Source organism: Nannocystis punicea, from assembly GCF_026965555.1.
GTDB classification, from domain to species: Bacteria; Myxococcota_A; Polyangia; order Nannocystales; family Nannocystaceae; genus Nannocystis; species Nannocystis punicea.
Map to the genome: position 1 here is coordinate 2317408 of NZ_CP114040.1, position 23192 is coordinate 2340599.

Consider the following 23192-nt stretch of genomic DNA (forward strand, 5'->3'; position numbering starts at 1 on the left):
GCGTGGGGGCTGGCTCTTCGGACAGGGAGACGAGAGCGGGCGGGGAGGTCGGGCTCGCGGGGGCAGGTTCTTCGGACAGGGAGACGAGAGCGGGCGGGGAGGTCAGGCTCGCGGGGGCTGGTTCTTCGGACAGGGAGACCAGAGCGGGTGGAGAGGTCAGGACGGAGGCCTCCCCTGGCGCGGAGGGCAGGGACGCAGGAGCTGGCTCTTCGGACAGGGAGACGAGAGCGGGCGGGGAGGTCAGGACGGGGGCCTCCCCTGGCGCGAAGGGCAGGGACGCAGGAGCTGGCTCTTCGGACAGGGACACGCGAGCGGACGAGGCGGACAGGACGGGGGCCTCCCCTGGCGCGAAGGGCAGGGACGCAGGAGAGGGCTCTTCGGACAGGGGCACGACAGCGGACGAGGAGGACAGGACGGGGGCCTCACCTGGCGCGGAGGGCAGGGGCGCGGGCGATGGGGCGGCGGAAGTCGGGGGCAGAGTCGGCTCGGAGGACGGGAGAGCAGGCGAGGCGCCGGCGAGGTTGAGCGGCTCTGCGGCAGATCCTGTCCTGTGAGACAGGCGAAGAGGGCGGCCTGCGCGGTGGGGTGCCACGGTCACCAGTCCTTTTCTACCCGAACCTGGCGCGCGGGACGGTCGAGCTGGAAGTTGTCCTCCGCGTCGAGCTGTTCGAGCGCCTTGTCGAGGTCGGCCTTGTCGAGCTGCGGCTGAGCTTGGGGCTGAGGCTGGGGCTGTTCGTCCTTCTCTTGCTTTTGCTCGTCTTGCTTCTGCTCGTCCTGCTTCTGCTCGTCTGGCTTCTGCTCGTCTTGCTTCTGCTCGTCTTGCTTCTGCTCGTCTTTCTTTTCTTCGTCCTGCTTCTGCTCGTCCTTCTTCTCTTCGTCCTTCTTCTCTTCGTCCTTCTTCTCTTCGTCCTGCTTCTGCTCGTCCTTCTTCTCTTCGTCCTTGTTTTCCTGGTCCTGCTTCTCCTGGTCCTTCTTCTCTTCCTCTTGCTTTTTCTTCTCCTCTTCCTCTTTCTGCTTCTTCTTCAGCAGCGCGAGCTCGAGGTTCCACTTGGCGTTGGCGTGGTCGGGCTTGGCCTTGAGGCACTTGATGTAGTGCTCGATGGCGGGGTCGAAGGCTTCGGCGTCGAGGTCGAGGTTGCCGAGCTCGTACTCGGAGCTGGCGTGGACGTCAGGGTGGGTGGACTCGGTGCCGCGCTCGAAGGCCTTGCGGGCCTCGTCCTTGTCGCCCTTGGCGATCAAAGCGAGGCCGCGGTTGTAGAAGATCTCTGGGCGCTCGCCGAGTTCGGCCTCGGCGGCGGTGTAGGCGGCGAGCGCGGCCTCGTGGTCGCCGCTGTTGTAGGCGGCGATGCCGGCCTCGACGTCGCTGTTCTTGCCGGCGAGCGCCTCGGCGAGCCAGCCGGCGGCGAGCACCGCGACGAGCAGCTTACTGGTCGATACGAGCGGCACGGTGTCAGCGTCCTTTCTCGCGCGGCGGCGCGCTGGGTTCGCCGGTCTGGTCGACACCTGGGGTGGCCGCCTGGGACTGGCGGGCGTCGTCGGCGACGGCAGCGACGGGTGCGGACGGGCGGAGAGGCAGGCGGGGCATCGATCAGGGCCCTTTCTTGCGCTCGGGGAGCGCGAGGGAGAGCGCGAGGAGCAGCAGCGCGGGGATGACGAGGAAGGCGTAGCCCTCCTCGCGGTGCGCGGTGACTGTGTCCTCGCGCTGGCCCTTGGAGAGGTCGCGGATCCACTCGGACACCTTGTCGAGGCCGAACTTGTCGGGCTCGACGAGGACGTAGTCGCCGCCGGTGGTCTTGGCGATGTCCTTGAGGGTGGCCTCGTCGACGCGGGTCATGAGGTAGTTGCCCTGCTCGTCGGTGACGAAGCCGTCGGGGTTGCCCTCGGCGTCGAACCTCTGGATCGGCTCGCCGGACTTGGAGCCGATGCCGACGGTGTAGATCCGCACGCCGAGCTTGGCGGCCTCGGTGGCGACCTCGAGCGGGCGCGAGACGGTGTCCTCGCCGTCGGTGAGGAGGATGACGACCTGGTCGGACTCCGAGGGCGGGATGTCCTCGACCGCCTTGCCTTCCTTGGTCGGGAACGACTTGGTCGGGCCGCCCTCGGGGCCGGCAGCGGCGGCGCGGCGGGCGTCGATGAGGAAGGTCAGCGCCAGCTTGAGCGCCTTACCGATCGCGGTGCCGCCGGGGTTCTCGGTGCGCGGGTCGGCCTTGTCGAGGTAGAGCTTGAGGACGCGGGCGTCGCGGCTGACCGGCAGGCCGCGCGCGGCCCCGGCGAACACGACCAGACCGACACGGTCGCCGCGGCGATCGGCCTCGTCGAGGAACCGCTGCAGCTCGGCCGCGAGCCGCTCGCTGCGCGACGGGTAGACGTCGCGCGCGAGCATCGACTTGCTGTAGTCGACCGCGAGCACGATGTCGAGGCCGGTGGCGGGGACGATGGTGGTCTCGCCGCCGTACTGCACGCGCAACAGACCTGCGCAGAGGAGCATGACCGAAAGGACAGAGACGACGGCGGCGACGACCCGGCTGGCGTGGTTGACGCTGCCGACCAGGCGCTCGACGAGGACGGGGCTGCCGAGGCTGGCGAGGCCGCGCCGGCGCTGGCGCGCGGCCCAGATGTAGGCGGCCGCGGCCAGCGGGACCAGGACGAGCAGCCACAGCAGGTCCTCGCGGGCGATGACGACCTCCTCGAACAGGGTCAGGACGTCCTTGGTCTCGGCGTCCTGGGCGAGGTCGCGGAGCACTTCGGCGGGGCTCATGCGCACCTCCGCGGGAGGGACGGGGCGAGGGGGGTCGCGGCGCGGGAGCGCGGCCGATGGGGATGCTCGGCGTCCTGGGCGAGGTCGCGGAGCACTTCGGCGGGGCTCATGCGCACTTCCCCGGGCGAGGAGCGGGCGGAGGTCGGGCGGCGCGAGCATGGCTGAACAGACATGGCTGAACGGGCATGTCGCCGAAGGCCTGCCGGCGGCTGGGAGGCAACGGGCTGGAGGGGTCGCGGGGCCTGTTCAAAAAAACATGGCCGGAGAGACATGGCCGCACCGACATGTCCTTCGGGACGGGCGGCGGGGCTCATGGGAACCTCCGCAGGCGGGTCGAGCGGAGCAGGATGTCGAGCATGAGGAGGAGCAGGGCTGGCCACAAGACCAGGTGGAACAGCTGCGCGCGGATGTGCTCGCCGAGGATGGTCGAGCGCTCGAGCTTGTTGAGCAGGTCCTGGAAGGTGGTGACGAGGGCCTGCTGGTCGACCGCCGTGTAGGCGTAGCCGCCGGTGGTGCTGGCGATCCGCTCGAGCCGGCCGGGGTCGGTGGAGGCGGCCTGGCGACCGATCAGGACGGTGTAGACGTGGACGCCGCGGTCGGCGGCCTCGCGCGCCATCGAGTCGGGGTCGACGCCCTCGGCGTTGTGGACGCCGTCGGTGAGGAGGACGACGACCTTGCTGTCGGCGTCGGACTCCTTGAGGCGATTCAGCGCCTGGCCGAGGCCGGCGCCGATCGCCGTCTTGCTGCCGTCGAGGCTGCCGAGCTGCAGGCGGCGCACGAGCTGGCGCAGGACGCCGTGGTCGACCGTCAGCGGCGAGACGGTGGTGGCGGTGGCCCCGAACGCGACCATGCCGACGCGGTCGTGGCGGCGGCGGGCGATGAAGCTGTCGATGACGTCCTTGGCCGCCTCGAGGCGGTTCGGGTAGAGGTCGTCGGCCTCCATCGAGTCGGACAGGTCGAGGGCGACGACGATGTCGATGCCCTTGTGCTCGACGCGGTCGGTTGCGCGGCTCGACTCGGGGCGCGCCAGAGCGAGGGCCAGCAGGACCGCGGCCGCGAGGCGGAGGCCGTCGGGCAGGTGGGCCAGGCGGGCGGCGAGGCCGGGGCCGAGGCGGCGGGCCGAGGTCGCGCGCGAGAACTTGAGGGTGGCCGGGCGCGGCGAGACGACGCCGCGGATCACCACGGCCAGCAGCGGGACGAGGGCCGCCAGCAGCCACCACGGCGAGGCGATGACGACGTGCCGGAGGTCGGCGCCGAGGTAGGCGGCCAGGCCCAGCAGGGACAGGCCGAGGGCGAGCCCGGCGAAGCCGAGGATCGGCAAGAGGTTGTGCAGCACGGCGACGAGCCGCTTGGCGGAGGCGCTCATTCGCCCTCCTCCTTGAACTTGGGCACCGGCTCGGTCGGGATGTCCGACTCGGGCACGAGCTTGGGGGCTGCGCTAGAGGACATGTCCTTCGGGGCCTGTTCCTTGGGTCCTGTCCCCGAGGACGTGTCCTGGGGGGCCTGGTCCTTGGGACCGGCGGGCGCGACCGGGGTGGTCGCCACGACCATGCCGCGGGCCTGCTCGACCGCGGCCGAGGCCTCGCTCGGCGGCGGGGCGAAGCGGGCGAACTTGACGAGGTCGCACTGCTGCAGGAACCGGATCACCTCGGTCGGCTTGAGCGGGGCGATCGCGGCCTCGGAGCGGAGCAGGGCGGCCCGCAGCTCGTCGGTGGTGCGCTCGAGCGCGTCGATGCCGAAGCGGCCCTCGAGGTAGCCCTTGAGGATCTCGGTGAGCATCAGGTAGTGCAGCTGGAACTCGCCGCGGCCGGCGTAGTCGGCCTCCTTGAGGCGATCGAGCGCGCGCAGGGCCACGCGGTCGGCCGGCTCGGGCGGCGGCAGCACGACCGGGCGCGGCCGCCGGCGCCAGCGCAGCCACAGCAGGGCCGATACGAAGCCGGCCACCAGCGCGCCGGCGGTGTAGTAGATCGCGGTCTCGGCGCGGTGGTTGGGATACTCGAGCGAGATCGGCGGGTCCTCGCCCTGGCGCTTGGGCTCGGCCTCGTTGGCCAGCAGCGCGGTGACCGTGAAGTTGTGCGACGGGACCTGGGCGGTCTGCACGGCGCCGTCGGGGGCGACGTAGGTGATCGGGAAGCTCGGGGTCTTGGCCTCGCCGACGGCGAAGTGCTGGATGGTGAAGGTGAAGACCTTGCGCAGGCCCTGGCCGGTGCTCTCCGGCTCGCTCTCCTCGACCGAGACCAGGTGCATCGGGTCGAGCTTGAGCCCGAGCGGGACGTTGACGGCGTAGCCGGTCGGGTAGGCGACCGTGACCTCGAGCTCGAGCAGGTCGCCGATCTGCGATGGGTCGGGGGTGACGCGCGCGCTGATCGCCACCGGGCTGTCGGTGGCTGGCGCAGAGGACATGTCCTCCGGGGCAGGTTCGTCGACCGGCGCGGCCGCGGGGAGCGGGGCGACGCTCGGCGCGGGCGCCGACGGGAGCGCGGGCTGCGTGGGCGTGGGCGGTGGGGTCGCGGGCTCGGGCGCGGGCGCGACGGCCGGGGCGAGCAGGGCGGCGAGCAGGAGACCGTGGAGAAGAGACAGCGTCACCGGCGCATCCTCCTGGCCCGGCGGGCGAAGAAGTTGACGAGCGGCTGCTGCCAGTTGTCGCCGCAGCGGATCGACATGCTGTCGAGGCTGAGCTTGCGCAGCAGCTGGTCGAGGCGGGCGCGCTCGGCCTCGACCCGCTTGCGGTAGTTCTTGGCCCGGCGCGGGCTGAGGTCGAGGAAGCTGTCGCCGCCGAGGCCGAGCAGCTCGAGGTCCTCGAGGGCGACGAGGCCGAGCGCCGGCAGCTCGAGCTCGAGCGGGTCCTCGACGCGGATCGGGATCAGGTCGTGGCGGCGGCGCACCATCTTGAGCGCGTGCTCGAAGGCGCGGGCGGCGTCGGGCGAGTCGTCGGGGACGGCGTCGACGAAGTCGCTGATGAGGATGGCGACGGTGTGGCGCTGGCCGAGCCGCGCGAGGTACTCGAGGCCGCTGGCGACGCGGGTGGCCCGGCTCTGCGGGACGTGGGTCAGGACCTGCTGCACGACCGCGAGCACGTGCTTGCGACCGCTGCGCGGCGGGACGAACACCTCGACGCCGTCGGTGAAGCCGATCAGGCCGACCCTGTCGTTGTTGCGGATCGCCGAGAAGGCGAACGTGGCGGCCAGGCGGGCCACCAGCTGGCGCTTGTCGTAGTCGCGCGAGCCGAGGTCGAGGCTGCCCGACATGTCGACCACGAGCATGACGGTGAGCTCGCGCTCCTCGGTGAACAGCTTGACGTGCGGCTCGCCGGTGCGCGCGGTGACGTTCCAGTCGATCGCGCGCACGTCGTCGCCCGGGGTGTAGGCGCGGACCTCGGAGAAGGCGACGCCCTGGCCCTTGAACACCGACTGGTAGGAGCCGGCGAGGTGCTGGTTGACGAGCCGCGAGGTCTGGATCTCGATGCGACGGATCTCGCGCAGGAGCTGGGTGGTGCGCTCCTTCGCGGCCTCGGCGTCGCTCCGGCTCGGCGGCGACTTATCGGCGGACGGGCGGGCCATGGCGGCGCTTACGGGACCTGCACGTGCTCGAGGATCGCCCGCACGACCTCCTCGACGGTCTTGCCCTCGGCCTCGGCCTCGTAGGAGAGGATGATGCGGTGGCGCAGGATGTCGGGCGCGACGGCCTTGATGTCCTCGGGGCTGACGTAGCCGCGGTGGCGCATGAAGGCGTGGGCCCGCGCGGCCTGGAACAGGGCGATGGTGGCGCGCGGCGAGGCGCCGAAGTCGATGAACGGCGCCAGCTTCTCGAGGCCGACGGCCCCGGGGGTGCGCGTGGCGGCGACGACGTCGACGATGTACTTCTGGACAGGTTGCTCGACGATCATGCGGTCCATCGTCTGCTGGACCTTGGCGATGTCGTCGGGGCCGATGACCGCCTGGACCTCGGGCTTGCTGGCGGTCGGCGCCCCGCCGATCCGCTGCATGATCTGCAGCTCCTGCTCGGCGGTCGGGTAGCCGACCTTGATCTTGAACATGAAGCGGTCGAGCTGGGCCTCGGGCAGGGTGTAGGTGCCCTCCTGCTCGATCGGGTTCTGCGTCGCCAGCACCAGGAACGGCTTCGGCAGCGGGTAGCTGGTGTCGCCGATCGTCACCTGGCGCTCGGCCATCGCCTCGAGCAGCGCGCTCTGGACCTTGGCCGGGGCGCGGTTGATCTCGTCGGCCAGCAGCAGGTTGGTGAAGACCGGGCCCTTGCGGTTGGTGAAGCTGCCGGTCTGGTGGTTGTAGATGACGGTGCCGAGGACGTCGGAGGGCAGCAGGTCGGGCGTGAACTGGACCCGCTTGAACTCCATGTGCAGGCAGCGCGCGAGGGTGCTGACGGTCAGCGTCTTGGCGAGGCCGGGGGCGCCCTCGAGCAGCACGTGGCCGTGGCACAGGAGGCCCATGAAGACGCGCTCGATCATCTCGTCCTGGCCGACGATGACCTTGTGGACCTCGGTCATGAGGCGCTCGACGAAGGCGCTCTCGCGCTCGACGAGGTCGTTGATCACGCGGATGTCGTAGGCTCCTACACTCATGGCTGTCGCTTGATGGGTACGCGGTGGTGGGGAGGCAAGGGGGTCGCGGCGGCTGGCGCGATCCGTGGTGCGCCGGATCTATACGCCCGGCCGCCTACCACGCAAAGTGGCGGGTTATTTCCCGGTCTGCGGGCCCTGAGGACAGGTGCGGGGCCGGTCCTGCGTGCGCTCCGGACCTGGAGGGGCGGCGAAATTTCGGGTTCCGAGCGCTCACTCGCGGACGCCGCAGCTCGTCGAGGACGCTCGCTGCCGGGGCCCGGCTCGGCGTGAGGTCGGAGTCACACGCGCCCGGGTTCGCCGTGAAACATCCGCCAAGGCTCGCCGAGCGGACCGGCGGCCGCGCACCGGCGCGCGCGCGCCGGTTTGACGGACGGCGGCCGGTGTTCTAAAAGTGCCGCCGCATGGTTGCCCCGCGCCAGCTCGAACGGCTCTTCGACCTCCGCACCGTCCGCCGCAACATCCGCGGTGGGCTCATCACCAAGGAACGCTACGAGGAGTGGCTGAAGACCCTCCCCGACGCGGCCGACAACGTCGCCACGGTGAGCTTCGAGGACGAGGAGCGCGAGGCCCGTCGCGCCGCGCCGCGCTTCCCCGTGATTTCTCCCACGCGTCCGCTGGTCAGCGCGCCGTTCGACGACGAGGACGACGAGTACGACGACGAGGACGAGGACATCGAGGGCGACGAGGCTGACGAGGTCGAGGTCGCCGCGGCCCCGCCGGCGAGCGAGCCTGCGAGCGAGCCCGTGAGCGAGCCTGCGGGCGAGCCTGTGAGCGAGCCCGCCGGCGAGCCCGAGCCCGAGCCCGAGGCCCCGGCCGCCGACGTCGACGCCGGCGAATCGAACGACGAGGGCTGATCGCCCGTGCGTGCGCCGCTGGTCGTCGGGCTCGTCGCGCTCGTCGCGTGCCGACCGCTCGACGACGAGGCGCCGCCATCACCTGTCCCTTCGGACAGCCCCAAGGCCGAGCCGGCGCCGACGCCGAGCCCGCCGCCGGGGCGACCGCCGCGCTCGCAACTGGCGCTCCCCGACTTCGCGGCGGTGACCGAGCAGATCGCCCCGTCGGTGGTCAGCGTGATCTGCACGCTGCCGCAGGCGGCCGGTCGCCCGAAGCGCGGGATCGGCAGCGGCACGATCGTGCGCGCCGACGGCCTGGTGGTGACCAACGCCCACGTGGTGCCGCTCACCGCCAGCGCGATCGACGTCGAGTACGCCAATCAGGAGCGCGTGCGGGCGCAGGTGATCCACCGCGAGCCGCTGCTCGACCTGGCGGTGATCGCCGTCGACCCGCCGCGCGTCGACCAGGCGCCGGTGGTGTTCCGCGAGCGACCGGTGCGCCCCGGCGAGTGGGTGCTCGCCGTCGGCCACCCGTTCGGCCTCGGTGACACTGTGACCGTCGGCGTGGTGTCCGGCCTCGGGCGCGACTGGGTCGACGTCGGCAAGCCGGAAGATCTGCCGCAGGACGGCTTCTTCAGCTTCGTGCAGACCGACGCGTCGATCAACACCGGCAGCTCGGGCGGGCCGATCGTCGACCTGCGCGGCGAGGTGCTGGGGATCGCCACCGCCGTCCGCGGCGAGGGCACCGGGATCGGCTTCGCCGTCCCGGCGCCGATGGTCCGCCGCTACCTCGAAGAGGTGCTGACGCACGGCCGTTTCCGCCGGGTCCGCCTCGGCCTCCGCGCCGCCGACGACGACGAGTTCCCGGGGCGCATGGCCACGGTCAAGGTGACCCGCGTCGAGGCCGCGGGCCCCGGCGCGAAGGCCGGCCTGCAGGTCGACGACTTCATCCTCTCGGTCGCGGGCCGCCCGGTCAGCCGGGTGTCCGAGGTCGCCTACCTGACGCAGCTGATCGGCGTCGACGGGCCGATCGAGATGCAGGTCCAGCGCGCCGGCGAGCCGCTGCGCTCGGTCACTCTGGCGCCCGTCGAGGGGCTGTGAACTTGGAGACATGCCCGAAGGGGCATGTCGTGAGGGACATGCTCTGAAGGGCATGCCCGATCGGGCATGCTCTTCGGGCTAGACGTCGCGGCGCTGGTAGACGTTGACGCGCAGGTACTCGCCCTCGGCGTGGCCGGGCCAGACGGGGTGGTCGGGGCCGGGGCCGAGGGCGTGGACGCGGGCGAGGTCGCGGGCGCCGGCGGCCAGCAGGGAGGCGTCGAGGTCGGGGCGGCCGACGTGGTGCGAGCAGCTGCAGGCGATCAGGAAGCCGCCGGGGCGGAGGCGCGGGAGCAGGCGGCCGAGGCTGCGGGCCATGGCCGTGACCGCGCGCTCGCGGCCCTGCGAGCCGGTGGCGATCCGCGGCGGGTCGAACACGATCACGCCGAACGGGCCGGCCAGCGCCGGGTGGTCGAGGGCGCCGAACATGTCGGCCTGGACGAAGGATGTCCGATCGGCCAGGTCGTTGCGGGCCGCGTTGCGGCGCGCGAACTCGAGGGCGCGCGCGCTCTGGTCGAGGCCGACGGCGGTGACCCCGGCGGCGGCGGCGTGGACGACGAAGCCGCCGACGTGGCAGCCGAGGTCGAGCAGCGGGCCGGCGGCGCGCACGGCCAGCTGAGCGGCGAGGCGGCGGTTGTCGCGCTGGTCGAGGTAGGCGCCGGTCTTCTGCGCCGGCGGGGCCGGGCAGCTGAACCAAAGGCCATGTTCCTGGAACTCGAGGACGGCCTCGGGATCGTCGGGCGCGGCCTCGTCGGCGATCACGAACACGCGGTCGGCGGTGCGCGGGCGCAGGAGGTCGAGGATCGGCGCGCGGCGAGCGGCGATCGCCGGGGTGCCGAGCTGGACCACGCGGTCGTCGCCGTAGCGGTCCACGACCAGGCCGGGCAGGCCGTCGCCCTCGCTGTTGACCTCGCGGTAGGCGGTGGTGCCGGGGTCGGCGACGAGGCCGAGCTCGGCGCGGGCGGCGAGAGCGGCGGCGAGCCTGCGCTCGAACCAGCCCTCCGCGGGCGGGGCTGCGCCCCAGTGGACGACGCGCAGCGGGATGTCGGCGTCGGGCGCGAGCAGGCCCCAGCCGAGCACGGCGTCGCGGTGGTCGACGAGCTGCGCGAGGCTCGCGGGGTCCGGAGGTCCCCAGATCTTGGCGACCTGGCGCTGGCGGATCCACGGCCCGGACTCGGGGCCGATCCGGCCGGCGTCTCGCCGGAGTGCGACGCGGGTGGTCATGCGCGGGGGATTATGCGCGAAAAAGATTTGCTATGGTGCCCCCCGCATGCTCCCCCTCGCGGCGCTCCTCGCGACGTGCCTGGCCTACGGCGCGTCTGGTATGCCGGCGCCGCGCGGCAACACGGTGCTGGACCTCGAGAAGAAGCGGGTGTTCGGCGTGTCGGTCATCGGTCGCATGGGCATCCTCATCGGCGCCGGCGACGTCCTGTTCGACCGCCGGCCGCCGCTCGGGTTCGGCTTCGGCATCGCCCTGCGCTACCACGCGCTGCGCCTCGGGCCGATGCGGTTCGGCTTCGAGTTTCAGGGCGGGCACACCCGCTTCCCCGACCGCAACCGCTTCACCGTGCCGGCCGACCCGACCACGCCGATCGACCCGAACACGGGGGCGCCGATCGGCCAGCAGGTGACGCGGGTCTCGTCGCTGTCTCACACCGACCTGACTCTCGGGCCATCCTTTCAGATCCCGGCGCGGGTGCTGGTGATCGAGGTCGGCGCCGGCGTGGGCCTGATGATCTCGAACTGGCGGCGCATGCGGTCGGCCAACCCGTGGGAGGACGAGCAGACGGTCGGCTACGACCCGCTGGTCCGCGCCGGGGCGAGCATCGGCGTGCCGATCCGCAAGAACCACGGCGTCGCGCTGGGGGTCGACTTCCAGAAGGCGTTCTCGCGCACGAAGGTGGTGGTCGACCCGGCCGCGCCGGTGGGCACGCCGCCCGACAGCGTGGTGTTCGACATGCTCCTCAACGTGACGCTGGCCTATCAGGCATGGTTTTGAGGACAGGAGGATAGGGACATGTTGACGAGGCTGCAGCAGCACCCGACCCGCCGCCCGCCCGAGGGGCCGGTGGTGTGCGTGGTGCTCGACGGGGTGGGGATCGGGCGCGGTGACTTCGGCGACGCGGTGGCGCAGGCGCGCACGCCGACGCTCGACCGCCTGCGGGGGCTGCCGTCGTTCACCAGCCTCCTGGCCCATGGGACAGCCGTGGGCATGCCGAGCGACGCCGACATGGGCAACAGCGAGGTCGGCCACAACGCGCTCGGGGCGGGCAGGATCGTCGACCAGGGGGCCAAGCTGGTCAGCGGGGCGATCGCGTCGGGGGCGATCTTCGGGCCGGCGTGGCGCCGCTGCGTCGACGCGGTCAAGGCCTCGGGCGAGCCGCTGCACTTCGTCGGTTTGTTGTCCGACGGCAACGTCCACAGCCACATCGATCACCTGCTCGCGCTGGTCGAGCGGGCGGCGATCGAGGGGGTGAAGAAGGTCCGCGTGCACGTCCTGCTCGACGGCCGCGACGTGCCGGCCCGCTCGGCGCTGCCGTTCATCGACCGGCTCGAGGCGGCGCTCGCCCGGCTGTCGCAGGACGGCCGCGACTACCGGATCGCCAGCGGCGGCGGCCGCATGGTCGTGACCATGGACCGCTACGAGGCCGACTGGCGGATCGTCGAGCGCGGCTGGGACGCCCACGTGCGCGGGCTCGGGCGCCGGTTCTCGTCGGCCCGCGAGGCGGTCGAGACCTATTACAAAGAGACGGGGCTCGACGACCAGAACCTGCCGGCGTTCGTGATCGCCGACGCGGTCGGGCCGGTCGGGCCGATCCGCGACGGGGCGGCGGTGATCCTGTTCAACTTCCGCGGCGACCGGGCGCTCGAGCTGACGCGGGCGTTCGAGGAGGAGCACTTCGACAAGTTCGCCCGCGGGCCGAAGCTGCAGGTCGAGTTCGCCGGGATGACGCAGTACGACGGCGACCTCCAGCTGCCGACGCACTTCCTGGTCGCGCCGCCGGCGATCTCCGGGACCATGGGCGAGCTGCTGGCGAACGCCGGGGTGACGCAGCTGGCGATCAGCGAGACGCACAAGTTCGGCCACGTGACCTACTTCTGGAACGGCAACCGCTCGGAGCCGTTCGACCCGAAGCGCGAGAAGTACGTCGAGGTCCCGTCCGACGGGCCGCCGCTCGAGCACCGCCCGTGGATGCGCGCGGCCGACATCACCGACCGGCTGATCGCCGAGATCGACGCGTACAAGCCGAAGTTCGTGCGGGTCAACTACGCCAACGGCGACATGATCGGCCACACCGGCGACCTCGGAGCGACGATCCTCGCCGTCGAGGCGGTCGACCTGTGCCTCGGCCGCGTCATCGAGGCGGTGCGCGCCCGCAAGGGCATCACCGTGGTGACCGCCGACCACGGCAACGCCGACCAGATGTTCGACCTCCGCCCCGACGGCGCGTATCAGGTGCGCACCAGCCACTCGCTCAACCGGGTGCCGCTGGCCATCGTCGACCCGCGGGCGCCCGGCGGCGGGCCCGTGCTGGCGCCGCCGCCGTCGGCGGGGCTGTCGAACGTGGCGTCGACGTGCCTGGAGCTGCTCGGCTTCCTGCCGCCCGAGAGCTACCGGGCGTCGCTGCTGGCCCGGTGAGCGCGCTCGCGCTTGCGCAGGTGCAGGCGCAGGCGCAGGCATGCGTGCAGACGGTGATCGTCATCGGGCTCGCCGGGTCGGTGGTCCTCGGCGGGTCGATCCGTCGGCGACGGGCGAGGATCGTGGCTCACGCATCGGCGCCGGCAGCGACCTTGCCGCCCGGGGCGCACTTGGGTACTGTGCGCGCGAGCGGTTTTCAACAGCCATGATGTCTCTCTCTCGTAGCTTCCCCAAGAACGTGTCCCTTGCTCTCGCGCTGGCCGTTGCGGCCGGTTCGTTCGCGGCGTCCGGCTGCGGCGGCAGCGGATCCCGCCGCAAGGGGAAGCAGTCCGAGGCGCGGCAGTGGATCGACAATCCGAGCAGCGGCAAGAAAGAGGGCAACATCATCAAGATCCCTCAGATCGGCCTCGAGTTCGAGATCCCCGACACCCTCTACGTGTTCAAGAACTGCGAGGAGACCGGCCACTCCAAGGGTGAGCTCGAGAGCAACCCGGAGTGGGTGACCGTGGCGTCCTGCTCGTCGGCCGGCACCTCGAGCTCCGACGAGGACCTCGGCGCCAGCGCGTCGTCCGACAGCGAGATGATCGCGCTGACCTTCTACCTGGCGCCCAAGGAGCGGCCCGTCGACGAGCGCGCGGTCGCCTTCTACCGCAACCAGTACCAGGAGCGCGGCCTCAGCATCGAGGACCTGTCGTTCAACGACGGCTACTTCGACAAGACCGGCATCTACGCCAAGCTGCAGGTGACCGACGAGTCGGGCAACGCGACCCGCGAGATCCAGCAGTTCATGTTCCCGTACGGCGATGTGCTCTACATCGCCCGCATGGAGTACCCGTACGGCGACACCCGCGCGATCGCGCAGGACTGGAAGTCGATCATGCCGTACTTCCGCGTGTCGCTGCAGCGCTGAGCGGGCCGCCGGGGACGCGATGACGAGAGAGCCGCCCGTCGACGACGGGCGGCTCTTCGTTTGGTCGATGCGGCGGGTGCCTCTGGAGATATGTCCACAGGGGAATGTCTCGACGGACATGCCCCTCAGGTCATGTCCCGCGGGACATCAGCTGGCGCGGGCCCAGCTGGGCCGCCAGGAGGCGTCGCGCAGGGTGAGGACCTCGAAGCCGTGGTCGGTGACGAGGATGGTGTGCTCGACCTGGGCGCTCCACTTGCTGTCCTTGGTGACGGCGGTCCAGCCGTCGGCCAGGATGTCGCAGTGGGGGGTGCCGAGGTTGATCATCGGCTCGATGGTGAAGGTCATGCCCGGCTTCATGCGCAGGCCGTTGCCGCGCTTGCCGACGTGCGAGACCTGCGGCGGCATGTGGAACTCGCGGCCGATGCCGTGGCCGCAGAAGGCCTCGACGACGCCGTAGCCGTGGCGGCCGTGGGCGAACTCGTAGATCGCCGCGCCGATGTCGCCGATCCGCTTGGTCGGCCCGACCTCGGCGATGCCCAGCCACAGCGACTCGCGGGTGACGTCGACCAGCTGCTGCGCCTCGGGGCTGGTGCTGCCGCCGACGATGAACATGTCGGAGCAGTCGCCGAAGTAGCCGTCGAGGGTGGTGGTGATGTCGATGTTGACGATGTCGCCGGCGGCGAGGACACGGTCGCCCGGGATCCCGTGGCAGATGACCTCGTTGACGGAGGTGCAGATCGAGCGCGGGAAGCCCTTGTAATTGAGCGGCGACGGATAGGCGCCGTGGCTGACGATGTACTCGTGGCAGATCTTGTCGAGCTGGCCGGTAGTGACGCCGGGGACGACGTGCGGGGCGATATGATCGAGCACCGAGGCCGCCAGCCGGCACGTGGCCCGCATCTTCTCGATGTCACGCTTGCTCTTGATCTCGACTGCCACGTCCGTAATCTCCCGGCCGATCGTGCGCGGAGAATGGTCGCCAGCGGCGGGGAGGTCAAGGGCGCGTCCGGAGACCTCCCCAGGAGGGCAGGCGCACGTGAGGGTTTGGCGCCTTCTGGTAGCGAGCGGCCCGGGTCTGTGCCAAGGTTCGCCCCGCCCCATGGCTGTCTCCAGCGCCCCCGCCTCCGGGTTCGGAGCCGTCCTCGATGCCCTCGCCCAGCGCCAGCTGCTGGTCGTCAGCGGCAAGGGCGGCGTCGGTAGAACGACGGTCGCCGCGCTCCTCGGCCTGTCCCTGGCCCGGCGCGGCCGGCGGGTGCTGGTGGCGACAGTCGGCCTCGACGACCGCCTGGCCTGGATGCTCGGTCAACGCACGCTCGCCGAGACGCCGTCGGTCGCAGGCCCCGGCCTCTACATCCAGCGCGTGGTGCCCACGGTGTGCGTCCGCGAGTACGGGGCGCTGGTGCTGCGCAGCGAGCGGATCGCCGGCGCAGTCTTCGACAGCGCGCCCATCCGTCGCCTCGTCCGCGCAGTGCCCGGCCTCGACGACTTCGCGGTGCTCGGCAAGATCTGGCACGAGGCGGTGCACGCGCGCAGCTTCGACGTGGTGGTGTTCGACGGGCCGGCGACGGGCCACCTCCGCTACACGCTCGGGATCCCGCAAGCGATCCTCAAGACGGTCCGCGTCGGCCCGCTGCCGCGCGAGGCCACGCAGATGCAAGCGAGCCTCGAAGACCCGTCGGTGACGACGGCGGTGCTGGTCGGCCTGCCCGACCGCTGGCCGCTGACCGAGCTGGGCGAGATGGCGGCGTCGCTGCGCAGCGAGTCGCGCGTCAACATCGGCGGGATCTTCGTCAACGGCACCTGGCCCGAGCTGCCCGCGTTCCAGGCCGGCCCGGCCGAGCTCGACCCCGACGGCCAGGTCGCGCGCACGCTCGCCGCGACCCGTGTCGTCGCGCAACAGGCGGCCCGCCAGCGCGGTCACGTCGAGGCCTGGCTGGCCGGCGAACAGGCCGCGGGTCGCCGCGTGCCGCCGGTCGTCTCGCTGCCGTGGCGCTTCCAGGGCTTCGCCGGACTGGCCGACGTCGAAGACGTGCTGGCGACGCTCGAGCCGCGGAGGGCGGCGTGAATCAGATGGTCAATCGGACAGGTCCCTCAGGACATGACCTTCAGGACGGGTCGAGCTCGATCAGGGCCTGGCCGGCGTCGACGGCGACGCCCTCGCCGACGTGGACGACCTTGACCACGCCCGCGGTGGTGGCCAGGAGCTCGTTCTCCATCTTCATCGCCTCGACGATGACGAGCGGGGTGCCGCGCTCGACGCTCTGGCCGGCGCTGACGAGCACGCGGACGACCCGGCCGGGCATCGGCGCCTTGACGAGCCCGCCGCCGGCGCCGCCGGTGCGACCGGCCGCGAGGGCGGCGTCACGAGCGGCGGCCTGGGCGGTGCGGACGTCGAGCGCGACGGCGACGCCGCCGACGGACGCGGCGGTCGGCGAGGCCTGGCCGTCGAGGCTGACGATCCGCTGGGCCGCCTCGCCCTGCACGCGCACGTGGCTGCGCCCGCCGGCGATCGCGGTGACCTCGTGGGCGACGCCGTCGACGACGACGACCGGCGGGTCGGAGGCGGTCACTCTGGCGACGAGCTCGCGCTCGCCGACTCGCACGACAAACTCTCTGCTCGCGCTCACGGTCGGCGAGACTACGTCATTTCTTTCGGGCGCGTCCACGCCCCGCAGCGGGACGGTGGTCCGGCGATGACCTCACCCAGACCAGGAGGGGACCCGCTGTCCGCGGGGCCGTCGCGCCGCGTGCTGCTGTGCGTCGGCCCGGGCGGCGTCGGCAAGACGACCTGCGCGGCGGCGCTGGCGCTCGGGGCGGCGCGCCAGGGCAAGCGCGTGCTGGTGGTGACGATCGACCCGTCGCGCCGGCTGGCGCAGGCGCTCGGCCAAGACCGGGCCCGCGCCGGCGAGGAGCTGCCGGTGCCGCTGCCGGAGGGCGGGCAGGGCAGCCTGCACGCGCTGCTGCTGGCCCCCGACGTGGTGTTCGACCGCATCGTCCGCGCCTACGCCGAGACCCCGGCGGCGGCCCGCCAGATCACGCAGAACCCGATCTACCGCGCGATCGCCGAGAACCTCGGCGGCGCGCTCGAGTACGCGGCGATGGCCCAGCTGCAGATCCTGCACGCGGAGCGCCGCTACGACCTGATCGTGCTCGACACGCCGCCGACCGCCAACGCGATCGACTTCCTCAGCGCGCCCGAGCGGATCCACGAGGTCGTGACCAACCCGGCGACGCGGATCCTCACCGGCGGCGGCAAGATCGGCGCGCGCCTGTTAGGGGTGGGCAACGGGGTGGTGCTGAAGGCCCTCGGGGCGATCGGCGGCGGCGAATTCCTGGCCGAGCTGGGGGCGTTCCTGCGCGACTTCTCCGGGGTGTTATCCGCCTTCCAGCAGCGCGGCGGCGACTTCTCGACGTTGCTCACGTCGCCCGAGACGGGGGTGGTGCTGGCGACGTCCGCCTCGCCGCTCAGCGTGCGCGAGGCGCTCGACTTCCTCCGCGTGCTCCACGAGCGCGGCCTGCGGGTCGACAGCGTGGTCCTCAACCGCGTGCTGCCGCCGTTCCCGCCGCCGCCGCCGCCGGAGGCGGTCCGGGCGACGCTGGCGGAGCAGGTGGAGCCGGCTGTCCTCGAGGACATGTTGCAGCGGGTGCTCGGCGTGTACGCCGGCCTGCGCGTCCAGGGCGAGCAGTCGGTCGCGGCCGGGCAGGCGCTGACCGGCGCCTACCCGCGCCTGCCGCTGTGGCTGCTGCCGCTGCGCGACCCGGCGCCGACCTCCGTCGACGACCTGGCCCAGCTGGTGGCCCAGTTCGTCCGCTGGGGCAGCTGAGCGCGAATGGCTGTGCAGTCCGAACAGGCATGTTCGAGAGGACATTCCTGAACAGGCATGTCCTTTCGGACATGTACAAAGGGGCATGCTCTCGACGAGAGCACGCCCCCTGTTCATGACGAGGAATTCAGAGCGGCTGGGCGAGCAGGGTGCGGACGGCCGCGCTGGCGCACGCGAGGCCGAAGGCGCCGGTGACGAAGCTGGCGGTGCCGTAGATGACGTTGCGGTGCATGCAGCCGTGGAGGTCGTTCTCGCCCTGGGGGCAGACGCAGCGGAAGCCCTCGCCGCCGTCGTAGTCGAGCTCGAGCGGGTCGCGGGCGGGCTCGGGCGAGTAGACGGCGGGGATCCCCCACGACTCCTTGTCGCGGTGGGGGAACTCGTGGTGCTTGCGCAGCAGCTTGCGCGTGGCGGCCAGGAAGGGATCGTTCTCGACGGCGTTGAGGTCGGCGATCCGGATCTGCGTCGGGTCCATCCGGCCCGACGCGCCGCCCGAGACGACCAGCGAGATCTGTCGCTTGCGACAGGTGGAGATCAGGTGCGTCTTCGCGGCCAGGTTGTCGATCGCGTCGACGACCAGGTCGGGCCCGCCGGCCAGCAGGTCGTCGCTCGCGGCGGCGTTGTAGAACTCCTGGCGCGGCACGACCTCGCAGCGCGGGTTGATGAGCCGCAGGCGCTCGGCCATGACCGCGGCCTTGGGCTTGCCGGTGGTGCCGCGCACCGCGTGCAGCTGGCGGTTGGCGTTGGTCACGCAGATCAGGTCGAAGTCGACGATCGTGAGCTTGCCGACGCCGCTGCGCGCCAGCGACTCGGCGGCCCAGCTGCCGACGCCGCCGAGGCCGACGACCATCACGTGGCTGCCGAACAGCCGCTGCATGCCGGCGTCGCCGACGAGCCGTCCCATGCGGTCGAAGCGGCGGTGGAGCTTGTAGGTGCTGGTCTCGTCGTCGGCGACGGCCGGGGCGGCGTCGGCGACGGCCGGGGCGGCGGCCTTCCGCGCGGGGAACAGGCCGGCGCTCGGGATGAACTGCGTGGTCATGGCGAGGCCGGAGTATAGAGGTCCGGTCCCGCGGGTCGAGGGCTCAGCCGCACCGCTCGGCGTCAGCCAACGTACGCGCCGCCATCACACACTTGGCGTGACGCGCGTAGACGAGCTTGCCGCGCAGCTGGAGCAGCGCCTCGGCCTGTTTGCGACAGCCGAGGCGGTACTGGTCGAGCAGGTTCTCGACCGCCTCGCCGTGCTCGCCGCCGGCCTCGGCGCGCAGGATGTCGGCCTTGCGCTGACACACTTCATGCGGCGCGGGGGCGCGGACGAAGGCGATCCACAGCGCCGCGAGCAGCGCGAGGAAGAGGGTGACGAAGGTGGCCGCGAGCTTCATGGCCGGGCTCCTCTGGGGCGAAGGGTGAGCGCCAGGTCAGGCGGCCGTGCGCCGGCCGACCGGGCTGTGGTGCGAGCGCGGCGATCGTCGCAAGGTCGCGATCGCGGTGAAGAACGATCGTGCCACGTCGGCCGATCAACCGCCGCCGTCGATGACGCGGAAGGCCGCGCGCCGCTTCTTGGCCTGATCGTCGCTCGGGCTGGGCGCGGCGGCGGGCGGTGCGGCTTCGGCCACGGCCGGCTCCTCCGCGGCAGGCTCGGCCTCGACGCGCCGCAGCTCGGGCTTGGGCTCGGCCGGCGGCTCGATCTTGCTGATCGCGTTGTCGAAGGCCGGGGTCGGCTGCTGACCGGCAGCCTGACGCTTGACGGACTCGGGGACGTGGCGGTCGAGGACGATGCCGCGGCCGGTCGAACGGTCGGTGACGATATAGATCGACTCCCAGGGGAACGAGCAGCGGGTCACGTGCCCGCCGAACGAGAGATCGGCCGCGAGACCGGTCTCGCCGAACACGAGGTCGAGCGGATAGCTGGCGTCGAGGTCGATGATGAGCCGCTCTCGCCACTGCTGGCGGATGAAGTCCGGCACCGTCACGGAGGCGTGGGTCGCGTCGACGTGAAGGCGTGGGCAGCGACCAGCCGCGTACAGCGACTCGATGACACTCTGGACAGGGTGCACCATGGCCCGCCTAAGCTAGCGGAAGTCGACCGGACTGGCGAGGGTCGCGGCCTTTTCCGCGCGGCGCCGGGGCCACCACCGCGGGCCCGCAGCTCGCTTCGGCGGTGGCTCGTCCGTGGCGGCGCGTCGCAAGTCCGCTCGCCGCGCAGCCCGTTGCTCAGCGTCCGCGTGTCCGCACGGCCGCCCCCGCCAGGCTCGATTTGCCCCCGACCGGCGCGGGCGTGCTAAGCTGAAATCAGCCCGATGCAGATCCACGGCCCCGGTTATTGCTCCTGCCACGCGCCCTCGCCCGCGACGCCGGGCGCGGCGCCGTCGACCGGGTTCTTCGTGCTCATCCTGTCGCTGTCGCTGGTGCTCATCGGCCTCGTGGTCCAGGGCGTCATCCCGCTGACGTGGTGACCCAGTGAGGCCGCACGACGGCCGCGTACGCGCTCGCGTCGTCGCAACGTGACGACGTTGCGCATGCAAGCGGCGCGCGTTCAGCCATTGAAGGCGGCGAGGCCCGTCAGGGCGCGACCGATCGCCAGAGTGTGGATCTCGTGGGTGCCCTCGTAGGTGTAGACCGTCTCGAGGTTGCACAGGTGCCGCATGATGTGGAACTCGCCCATGATGCCGTTGCCGCCGAGCATCGAGCGGGCGGTGCGGGCGGACTCGAGGGCCATGCGCACGTTGTCCCGCTTGAGGTACGAGACCTGCTCGGGGCTGAGCTTGCCGTCCTGCTTGAGCCGGCCGAAGTGATAGGCGAGCAGGAGGCCCTTGCCGATCTCGTTGTGCAGCTCGACGAGCTTCTGCTGCGTCAGCTGGAAGCCGGCGATCGGCCGCCCGAACTGGGTGCGCTGCAAGGTGTACTCGCGCGCCCGCTCGTACACGCTCATGGCCGCACCGACGGCGCCCCAGCCGATGCCGTAGCGGGCCTGCGTGAGGCAGCCGAGCGGGCCCTTGAGGCCCTGCACGCCGGGCAACAGGTTGGCCTTCGGGACGCGCACCTCGTCGAGCACGATCTCGCCGGTGATCGAGGCGCGCAGGCTGAGCTTGCCGTGGGTCTCCGGGGTCTGCAGGCCGGCCATGCCGCGCTCGACGAGGAAGCCGCGGATCACCGGCGTGTCGCTGCCGAAGTCGAGCGTCTTGGCCCACACCACCAGCACGTCGGCGATCGGGCTGTTGGTGATCCACATCTTCTGGCCGGACAGCACGTAGTCGCCGCCGGCCTCGTGCTGGCGGGCGTGGGTGCGCATCGAGCCGGGGTCGCTGCCGCTGTTGGGCTCGGTCAGACCGAAGGCGCCGATGATCTCGCCGCGGGCCATGCCGGGCAGCCAGCGCTCGCGCTGGGCCTCGTCGCCGTAGGCGAAGATCGGCCACATCGCCAGCGCCGACTGGACCGAGCAGAAGCTGCGGATCCCGCTGTCCTGCCGCTCGAGCTCGATCATCGTCAGGCCGTAGGCGACGGGGTTCATGCCGGCGCAGCCGTAGCCGTGCAGCGGGGCGCCGAGGAAGCCCATGGCCGCGAACTCGGGGATGAGCTCGCGCGGGAAGGTGCCGCGCTCGTAGTGCTGCTCGATGACGGGGGCGATCCGCCGGGTCCCGAAGTCCCGCGCGGCCTGCCAGGTCAGGCGCTCCTCGTCGGAGAGCAGGTGGTCGATCGACAGCAGGTACGGGACGCCGGACATCGAGGCGTGTCTACCACGCGCGCCCGGCGGCTCCCGCGGCCCCGAAGTGAGACTGACACGCTCGCCGGCGCGTGAAGCTCCTCACCGCGCCGGCTCACGCCCGAGGTCGAGCGCCAGCACCAGGGTGAGGCCGAGCAAGACGACGTTCCGCACGAGGTCGAGGGCGCCGACCGGCTCGGCCTGGACGGCGTTGCCGAAGCAGCCGCAGTCGAGGTCGATCCCCCGCGCCAGCGCCGAGCCGATCAGCACCGTGAAGATCGCCATCAGCCCGACCGCCAGCCACACGCCGCCCCGGTACAGCCGCCCGCTCAGCAGCGCCAGCGCGGCCAGCAGCTCGAGCATCGGCGCGGTGGTGGCGACCACGTTGACGAGGAAGTCGGGGAACAGGCGGTAGTTGGGCAGCTTGGCCGCGAACGCGACCGGGTCGGCCAGCTTGGGCGCGGCCGCGGCCAGCAAGACGCCGGCGACGACCAGGCGCAGGGCCCAGATGCCGCCGCGCCGCCACTTGGATGCCTGATCGGACATGTCCTCTTGGACCTGGCTCATCGGACATCCTCCGGGCCGGGGCTGGACATCGGCGTGGCGGGCGCGAACGAGGCGGCGGGCGCCTCGGACGCGGCGGGTTGCTCGAGCGGGAGCTCGGCCTCGCCGCACATGGTCTCCTCGACCCGGGGAGCCGGGACCCACGGCAGATCTGGCCGCAAGGCCAGGTGCACGAGGCCGAGGACGAGGCCGGCGGCGAGCAGCGCGAGCAATTCGCGGACGTCACGACGCATGGGACTCCAAGCCTAACACCGGCTGGGCGGCCTTATTCCGCGAACGACGCGCTGCGACGCGCCCGCGCACCCCGGGCCGGCGCTCGTGCGGCAGCCCTCGTCCTGTCGGCCTCGCCGCGGCGGATGCCGGGAATTTGCTGGCGCCTGCGGGTGCAGTGCTACCCTTGCGGGCGCGCCCGCGCAGGCGGCGATGCCGCCGGGGCCCTGGACATCTCCAGGGGCCGTCCGGGCCCGTCGTCCTTCCCGGCCCCCGCGGTCGGGAGCGCCAGGAGCCTCGCCCATGACCCAACGCAAGCTGTTCGTGCTGTGGACCCTGCTGTGCGCGCTGGCGCTGCTGCCGCGCGCCGCCGAGGCCGCTCCGGTGACGGTGGGCGGCAAGGCCAGCACCACCGGCGGCACCAGCGGTTCGGCCAGCGGCCCCAAGAAGTCGGGCTTCGAGCTGCCGGAGAACATCATCGGCGGCAACGCGATCACGGCGCTGCTGCCGGTCCAGGTCGGCTTCGCCGGCTACTTGCCGCGGGTCCGGATCGGCTTCCAGTACGAGCGCCAGCTGTACAAGGCGCACTGGGTCTACGTGCAGATCGCCGGCCTGCTCGACCGCGGCGACTGGCACACCTTCCGCCTGCCGGAGTGCGGCCTCGGTGCTTCCATGGGCTCGTGCAACCGCGGCACGGTCGCGGGCTTCGACCTCGGCCTCGGCTACGCTCACAAGTGGTTCCTCAAGGACCACCCGTACCTGGTGCCGATCGCCCGCGTGGGCCTCAACGGCGGGGCCTGGTGGTACCCGTACATCACCGAGTCGCGCCAGCAGTCCCGCGAGCGCACCTGGTCGCTGAGCGTCCGCGGCGGCGGCGGCCTGCGGATCTTCCTGCTGCGCAACCTGGCCCTCGGGCTCGACGTGAACCTCGTCCTCGGCTTCACGATCTCCCGCGACCGCCCGCTGGCCAAGCAGCCCGAGACCAACGCCAACTTCCTGATCGGCATGGAGGTCCTGCCGCTCATCGTGGAGTACCGGTTCTAGCGCCGGCTCCGGGCGGTTGCGCGCCGCCTGCGCACGTG

Annotated in this window: 25 protein-coding genes; 10 read left to right on the forward strand and 15 right to left on the reverse strand. The window is 71.8% G+C overall.

The window, feature by feature from the left end; translation table 11 throughout:
- Positions 1-594 precede the first annotated feature (594 nt).
- The 6 genes from O0S08_RS08920 to O0S08_RS08945 form a co-directional block, all read right to left on the reverse strand.
- Positions 595-1446: a tetratricopeptide repeat protein gene (locus O0S08_RS08920; protein WP_269038612.1), complete on the reverse strand. Its 852-nt coding sequence runs from the start codon at positions 1444-1446 to the stop codon at positions 595-597.
- A gap of 142 nt (positions 1447-1588) precedes the next feature.
- Positions 1589-2758, reverse strand: a complete 1170-nt coding sequence (locus O0S08_RS08925) for a vWA domain-containing protein (protein WP_269038613.1) — start codon at positions 2756-2758, stop codon at positions 1589-1591.
- A 310-nt stretch (positions 2759-3068) separates the two neighbouring features.
- Complete coding sequence (locus tag O0S08_RS08930) at positions 3069-4124, reverse strand: VWA domain-containing protein (RefSeq protein ID WP_269038614.1); 1056 nt, start codon at positions 4122-4124, stop codon at positions 3069-3071.
- A complete protein-coding gene (locus O0S08_RS08935) occupies positions 4121-5344 on the reverse strand; it encodes a hypothetical protein (protein WP_269038615.1) in 1224 nt (407 codons plus the stop codon). The genes O0S08_RS08930 and O0S08_RS08935 overlap by 4 nt, the downstream gene beginning before the upstream one ends.
- Positions 5341-6318, reverse strand: a complete 978-nt coding sequence (locus O0S08_RS08940) for a DUF58 domain-containing protein (RefSeq protein ID WP_269038616.1) — start codon at positions 6316-6318, stop codon at positions 5341-5343. The genes O0S08_RS08935 and O0S08_RS08940 overlap by 4 nt, the downstream gene beginning before the upstream one ends.
- Positions 6319-6326: 8 nt before the next feature.
- Complete coding sequence (locus O0S08_RS08945; RefSeq protein WP_269038617.1) at positions 6327-7334, reverse strand: AAA family ATPase; 1008 nt, start codon at positions 7332-7334, stop codon at positions 6327-6329.
- Between the two features lie 401 nt (positions 7335-7735).
- On the opposite strand from O0S08_RS08945, the gene O0S08_RS08950 reads away from it, so the two are divergent.
- On the forward strand, positions 7736-8188 hold the full coding sequence (locus tag O0S08_RS08950) for a hypothetical protein (protein ID WP_269038618.1): 453 nt from the start codon (positions 7736-7738) through the stop codon (positions 8186-8188).
- 6 nt (positions 8189-8194) lie between these two features.
- Positions 8195-9268 (forward strand): S1C family serine protease, encoded by a 1074-nt coding sequence (locus O0S08_RS08955; protein WP_269038619.1) that lies wholly within the window; start codon positions 8195-8197, stop codon positions 9266-9268.
- 78 nt (positions 9269-9346) lie between these two features.
- Here O0S08_RS08955 and O0S08_RS08960 read toward each other — a convergent pair whose 3' ends face one another.
- Positions 9347-10489, reverse strand: coding sequence for a class I SAM-dependent rRNA methyltransferase (locus O0S08_RS08960; RefSeq protein ID WP_269038620.1), 1143 nt, complete (start codon positions 10487-10489; stop codon positions 9347-9349).
- A 46-nt stretch (positions 10490-10535) separates the two neighbouring features.
- Between O0S08_RS08960 and O0S08_RS08965 the strand changes: the two genes are divergently transcribed.
- Genes O0S08_RS08965 through O0S08_RS08980 form a run of 4 tightly spaced genes read left to right on the forward strand, consistent with a single transcriptional unit; the run spans position 10536 to position 13815 of the window.
- Entirely contained in the window at positions 10536-11264 is a 729-nt protein-coding gene (locus O0S08_RS08965) for a hypothetical protein (RefSeq protein ID WP_269038621.1), read from the forward strand.
- A gap of 18 nt (positions 11265-11282) precedes the next feature.
- On the forward strand, positions 11283-12905 hold the full coding sequence (gpmI, locus tag O0S08_RS08970) for a 2,3-bisphosphoglycerate-independent phosphoglycerate mutase (RefSeq protein ID WP_269038622.1): 1623 nt from the start codon (positions 11283-11285) through the stop codon (positions 12903-12905).
- Positions 12902-13114 carry a hypothetical protein gene (locus O0S08_RS08975; protein WP_269038623.1) on the forward strand — a complete coding sequence of 71 codons (213 nt, stop codon included), beginning with the start codon at positions 12902-12904 and terminating at the stop codon, positions 13112-13114. Before gpmI ends, O0S08_RS08975 begins: the two co-directional genes overlap by 4 nt.
- Positions 13115-13143: 29 nt before the next feature.
- On the forward strand, positions 13144-13815 hold the full coding sequence (locus O0S08_RS08980; RefSeq protein WP_269038624.1) for a hypothetical protein: 672 nt from the start codon (positions 13144-13146) through the stop codon (positions 13813-13815).
- Positions 13816-13962: 147 nt separating this feature from the next.
- On the opposite strand, the gene map is transcribed toward O0S08_RS08980, so the two are convergent.
- Positions 13963-14754, reverse strand: coding sequence for a type I methionyl aminopeptidase (gene map, locus O0S08_RS08985; protein ID WP_269038625.1), 792 nt, complete (start codon positions 14752-14754; stop codon positions 13963-13965).
- Between the two features lie 160 nt (positions 14755-14914).
- Between map and O0S08_RS08990 the strand changes: the two genes are divergently transcribed.
- Positions 14915-15880 carry an ArsA family ATPase gene (locus O0S08_RS08990; RefSeq protein ID WP_269038626.1) on the forward strand — a complete coding sequence of 322 codons (966 nt, stop codon included), beginning with the start codon at positions 14915-14917 and terminating at the stop codon, positions 15878-15880.
- Positions 15881-15920: 40 nt separating this feature from the next.
- On the opposite strand, the gene O0S08_RS51030 is transcribed toward O0S08_RS08990, so the two are convergent.
- Complete coding sequence (locus O0S08_RS51030; RefSeq protein ID WP_276082591.1) at positions 15921-16442, reverse strand: biotin/lipoyl-containing protein; 522 nt, start codon at positions 16440-16442, stop codon at positions 15921-15923.
- Between the two features lie 66 nt (positions 16443-16508).
- Here O0S08_RS51030 and O0S08_RS09000 point away from each other — a divergent pair, with 66 nt between their 5' ends.
- Positions 16509-17639, forward strand: a complete 1131-nt coding sequence (locus O0S08_RS09000) for an ArsA family ATPase (protein ID WP_269038627.1) — start codon at positions 16509-16511, stop codon at positions 17637-17639.
- Positions 17640-17766: 127 nt separating this feature from the next.
- Here O0S08_RS09000 and O0S08_RS09005 read toward each other — a convergent pair whose 3' ends face one another.
- The 3 genes from O0S08_RS09005 to O0S08_RS09015 form a co-directional block, all read right to left on the reverse strand.
- Complete coding sequence (locus tag O0S08_RS09005) at positions 17767-18675, reverse strand: tRNA threonylcarbamoyladenosine dehydratase (RefSeq protein WP_269038628.1); 909 nt, start codon at positions 18673-18675, stop codon at positions 17767-17769.
- A gap of 43 nt (positions 18676-18718) precedes the next feature.
- Positions 18719-19015, reverse strand: a complete 297-nt coding sequence (locus tag O0S08_RS09010; RefSeq protein WP_269038629.1) for a hypothetical protein — start codon at positions 19013-19015, stop codon at positions 18719-18721.
- A gap of 135 nt (positions 19016-19150) precedes the next feature.
- Complete coding sequence (locus O0S08_RS09015) at positions 19151-19693, reverse strand: ClpXP protease specificity-enhancing factor SspB (RefSeq protein ID WP_269038630.1); 543 nt, start codon at positions 19691-19693, stop codon at positions 19151-19153.
- Positions 19694-19933: 240 nt separating this feature from the next.
- On the opposite strand from O0S08_RS09015, the gene O0S08_RS09020 reads away from it, so the two are divergent.
- Positions 19934-20089, forward strand: a complete 156-nt coding sequence (locus O0S08_RS09020) for a hypothetical protein (protein ID WP_267684802.1) — start codon at positions 19934-19936, stop codon at positions 20087-20089.
- 80 nt (positions 20090-20169) lie between these two features.
- On the opposite strand, the gene O0S08_RS09025 is transcribed toward O0S08_RS09020, so the two are convergent.
- From O0S08_RS09025 to O0S08_RS09035, 3 genes are all read right to left on the reverse strand, one after another.
- Positions 20170-21357, reverse strand: a complete 1188-nt coding sequence (locus tag O0S08_RS09025) for an acyl-CoA dehydrogenase family protein (protein ID WP_269038631.1) — start codon at positions 21355-21357, stop codon at positions 20170-20172.
- 81 nt (positions 21358-21438) lie between these two features.
- A complete protein-coding gene (locus tag O0S08_RS09030) occupies positions 21439-21903 on the reverse strand; it encodes a MauE/DoxX family redox-associated membrane protein (protein WP_269038632.1) in 465 nt (154 codons plus the stop codon).
- Positions 21900-22133 (reverse strand): hypothetical protein, encoded by a 234-nt coding sequence (locus O0S08_RS09035; RefSeq protein ID WP_269038633.1) that lies wholly within the window; start codon positions 22131-22133, stop codon positions 21900-21902. Before O0S08_RS09035 ends, O0S08_RS09030 begins: the two co-directional genes overlap by 4 nt.
- Positions 22134-22413: 280 nt before the next feature.
- On the opposite strand from O0S08_RS09035, the gene O0S08_RS09040 reads away from it, so the two are divergent.
- Entirely contained in the window at positions 22414-23154 is a 741-nt protein-coding gene (locus tag O0S08_RS09040; RefSeq protein WP_269038634.1) for a hypothetical protein, read from the forward strand.
- The last annotated feature ends 38 nt before the right edge of the window (positions 23155-23192 follow it).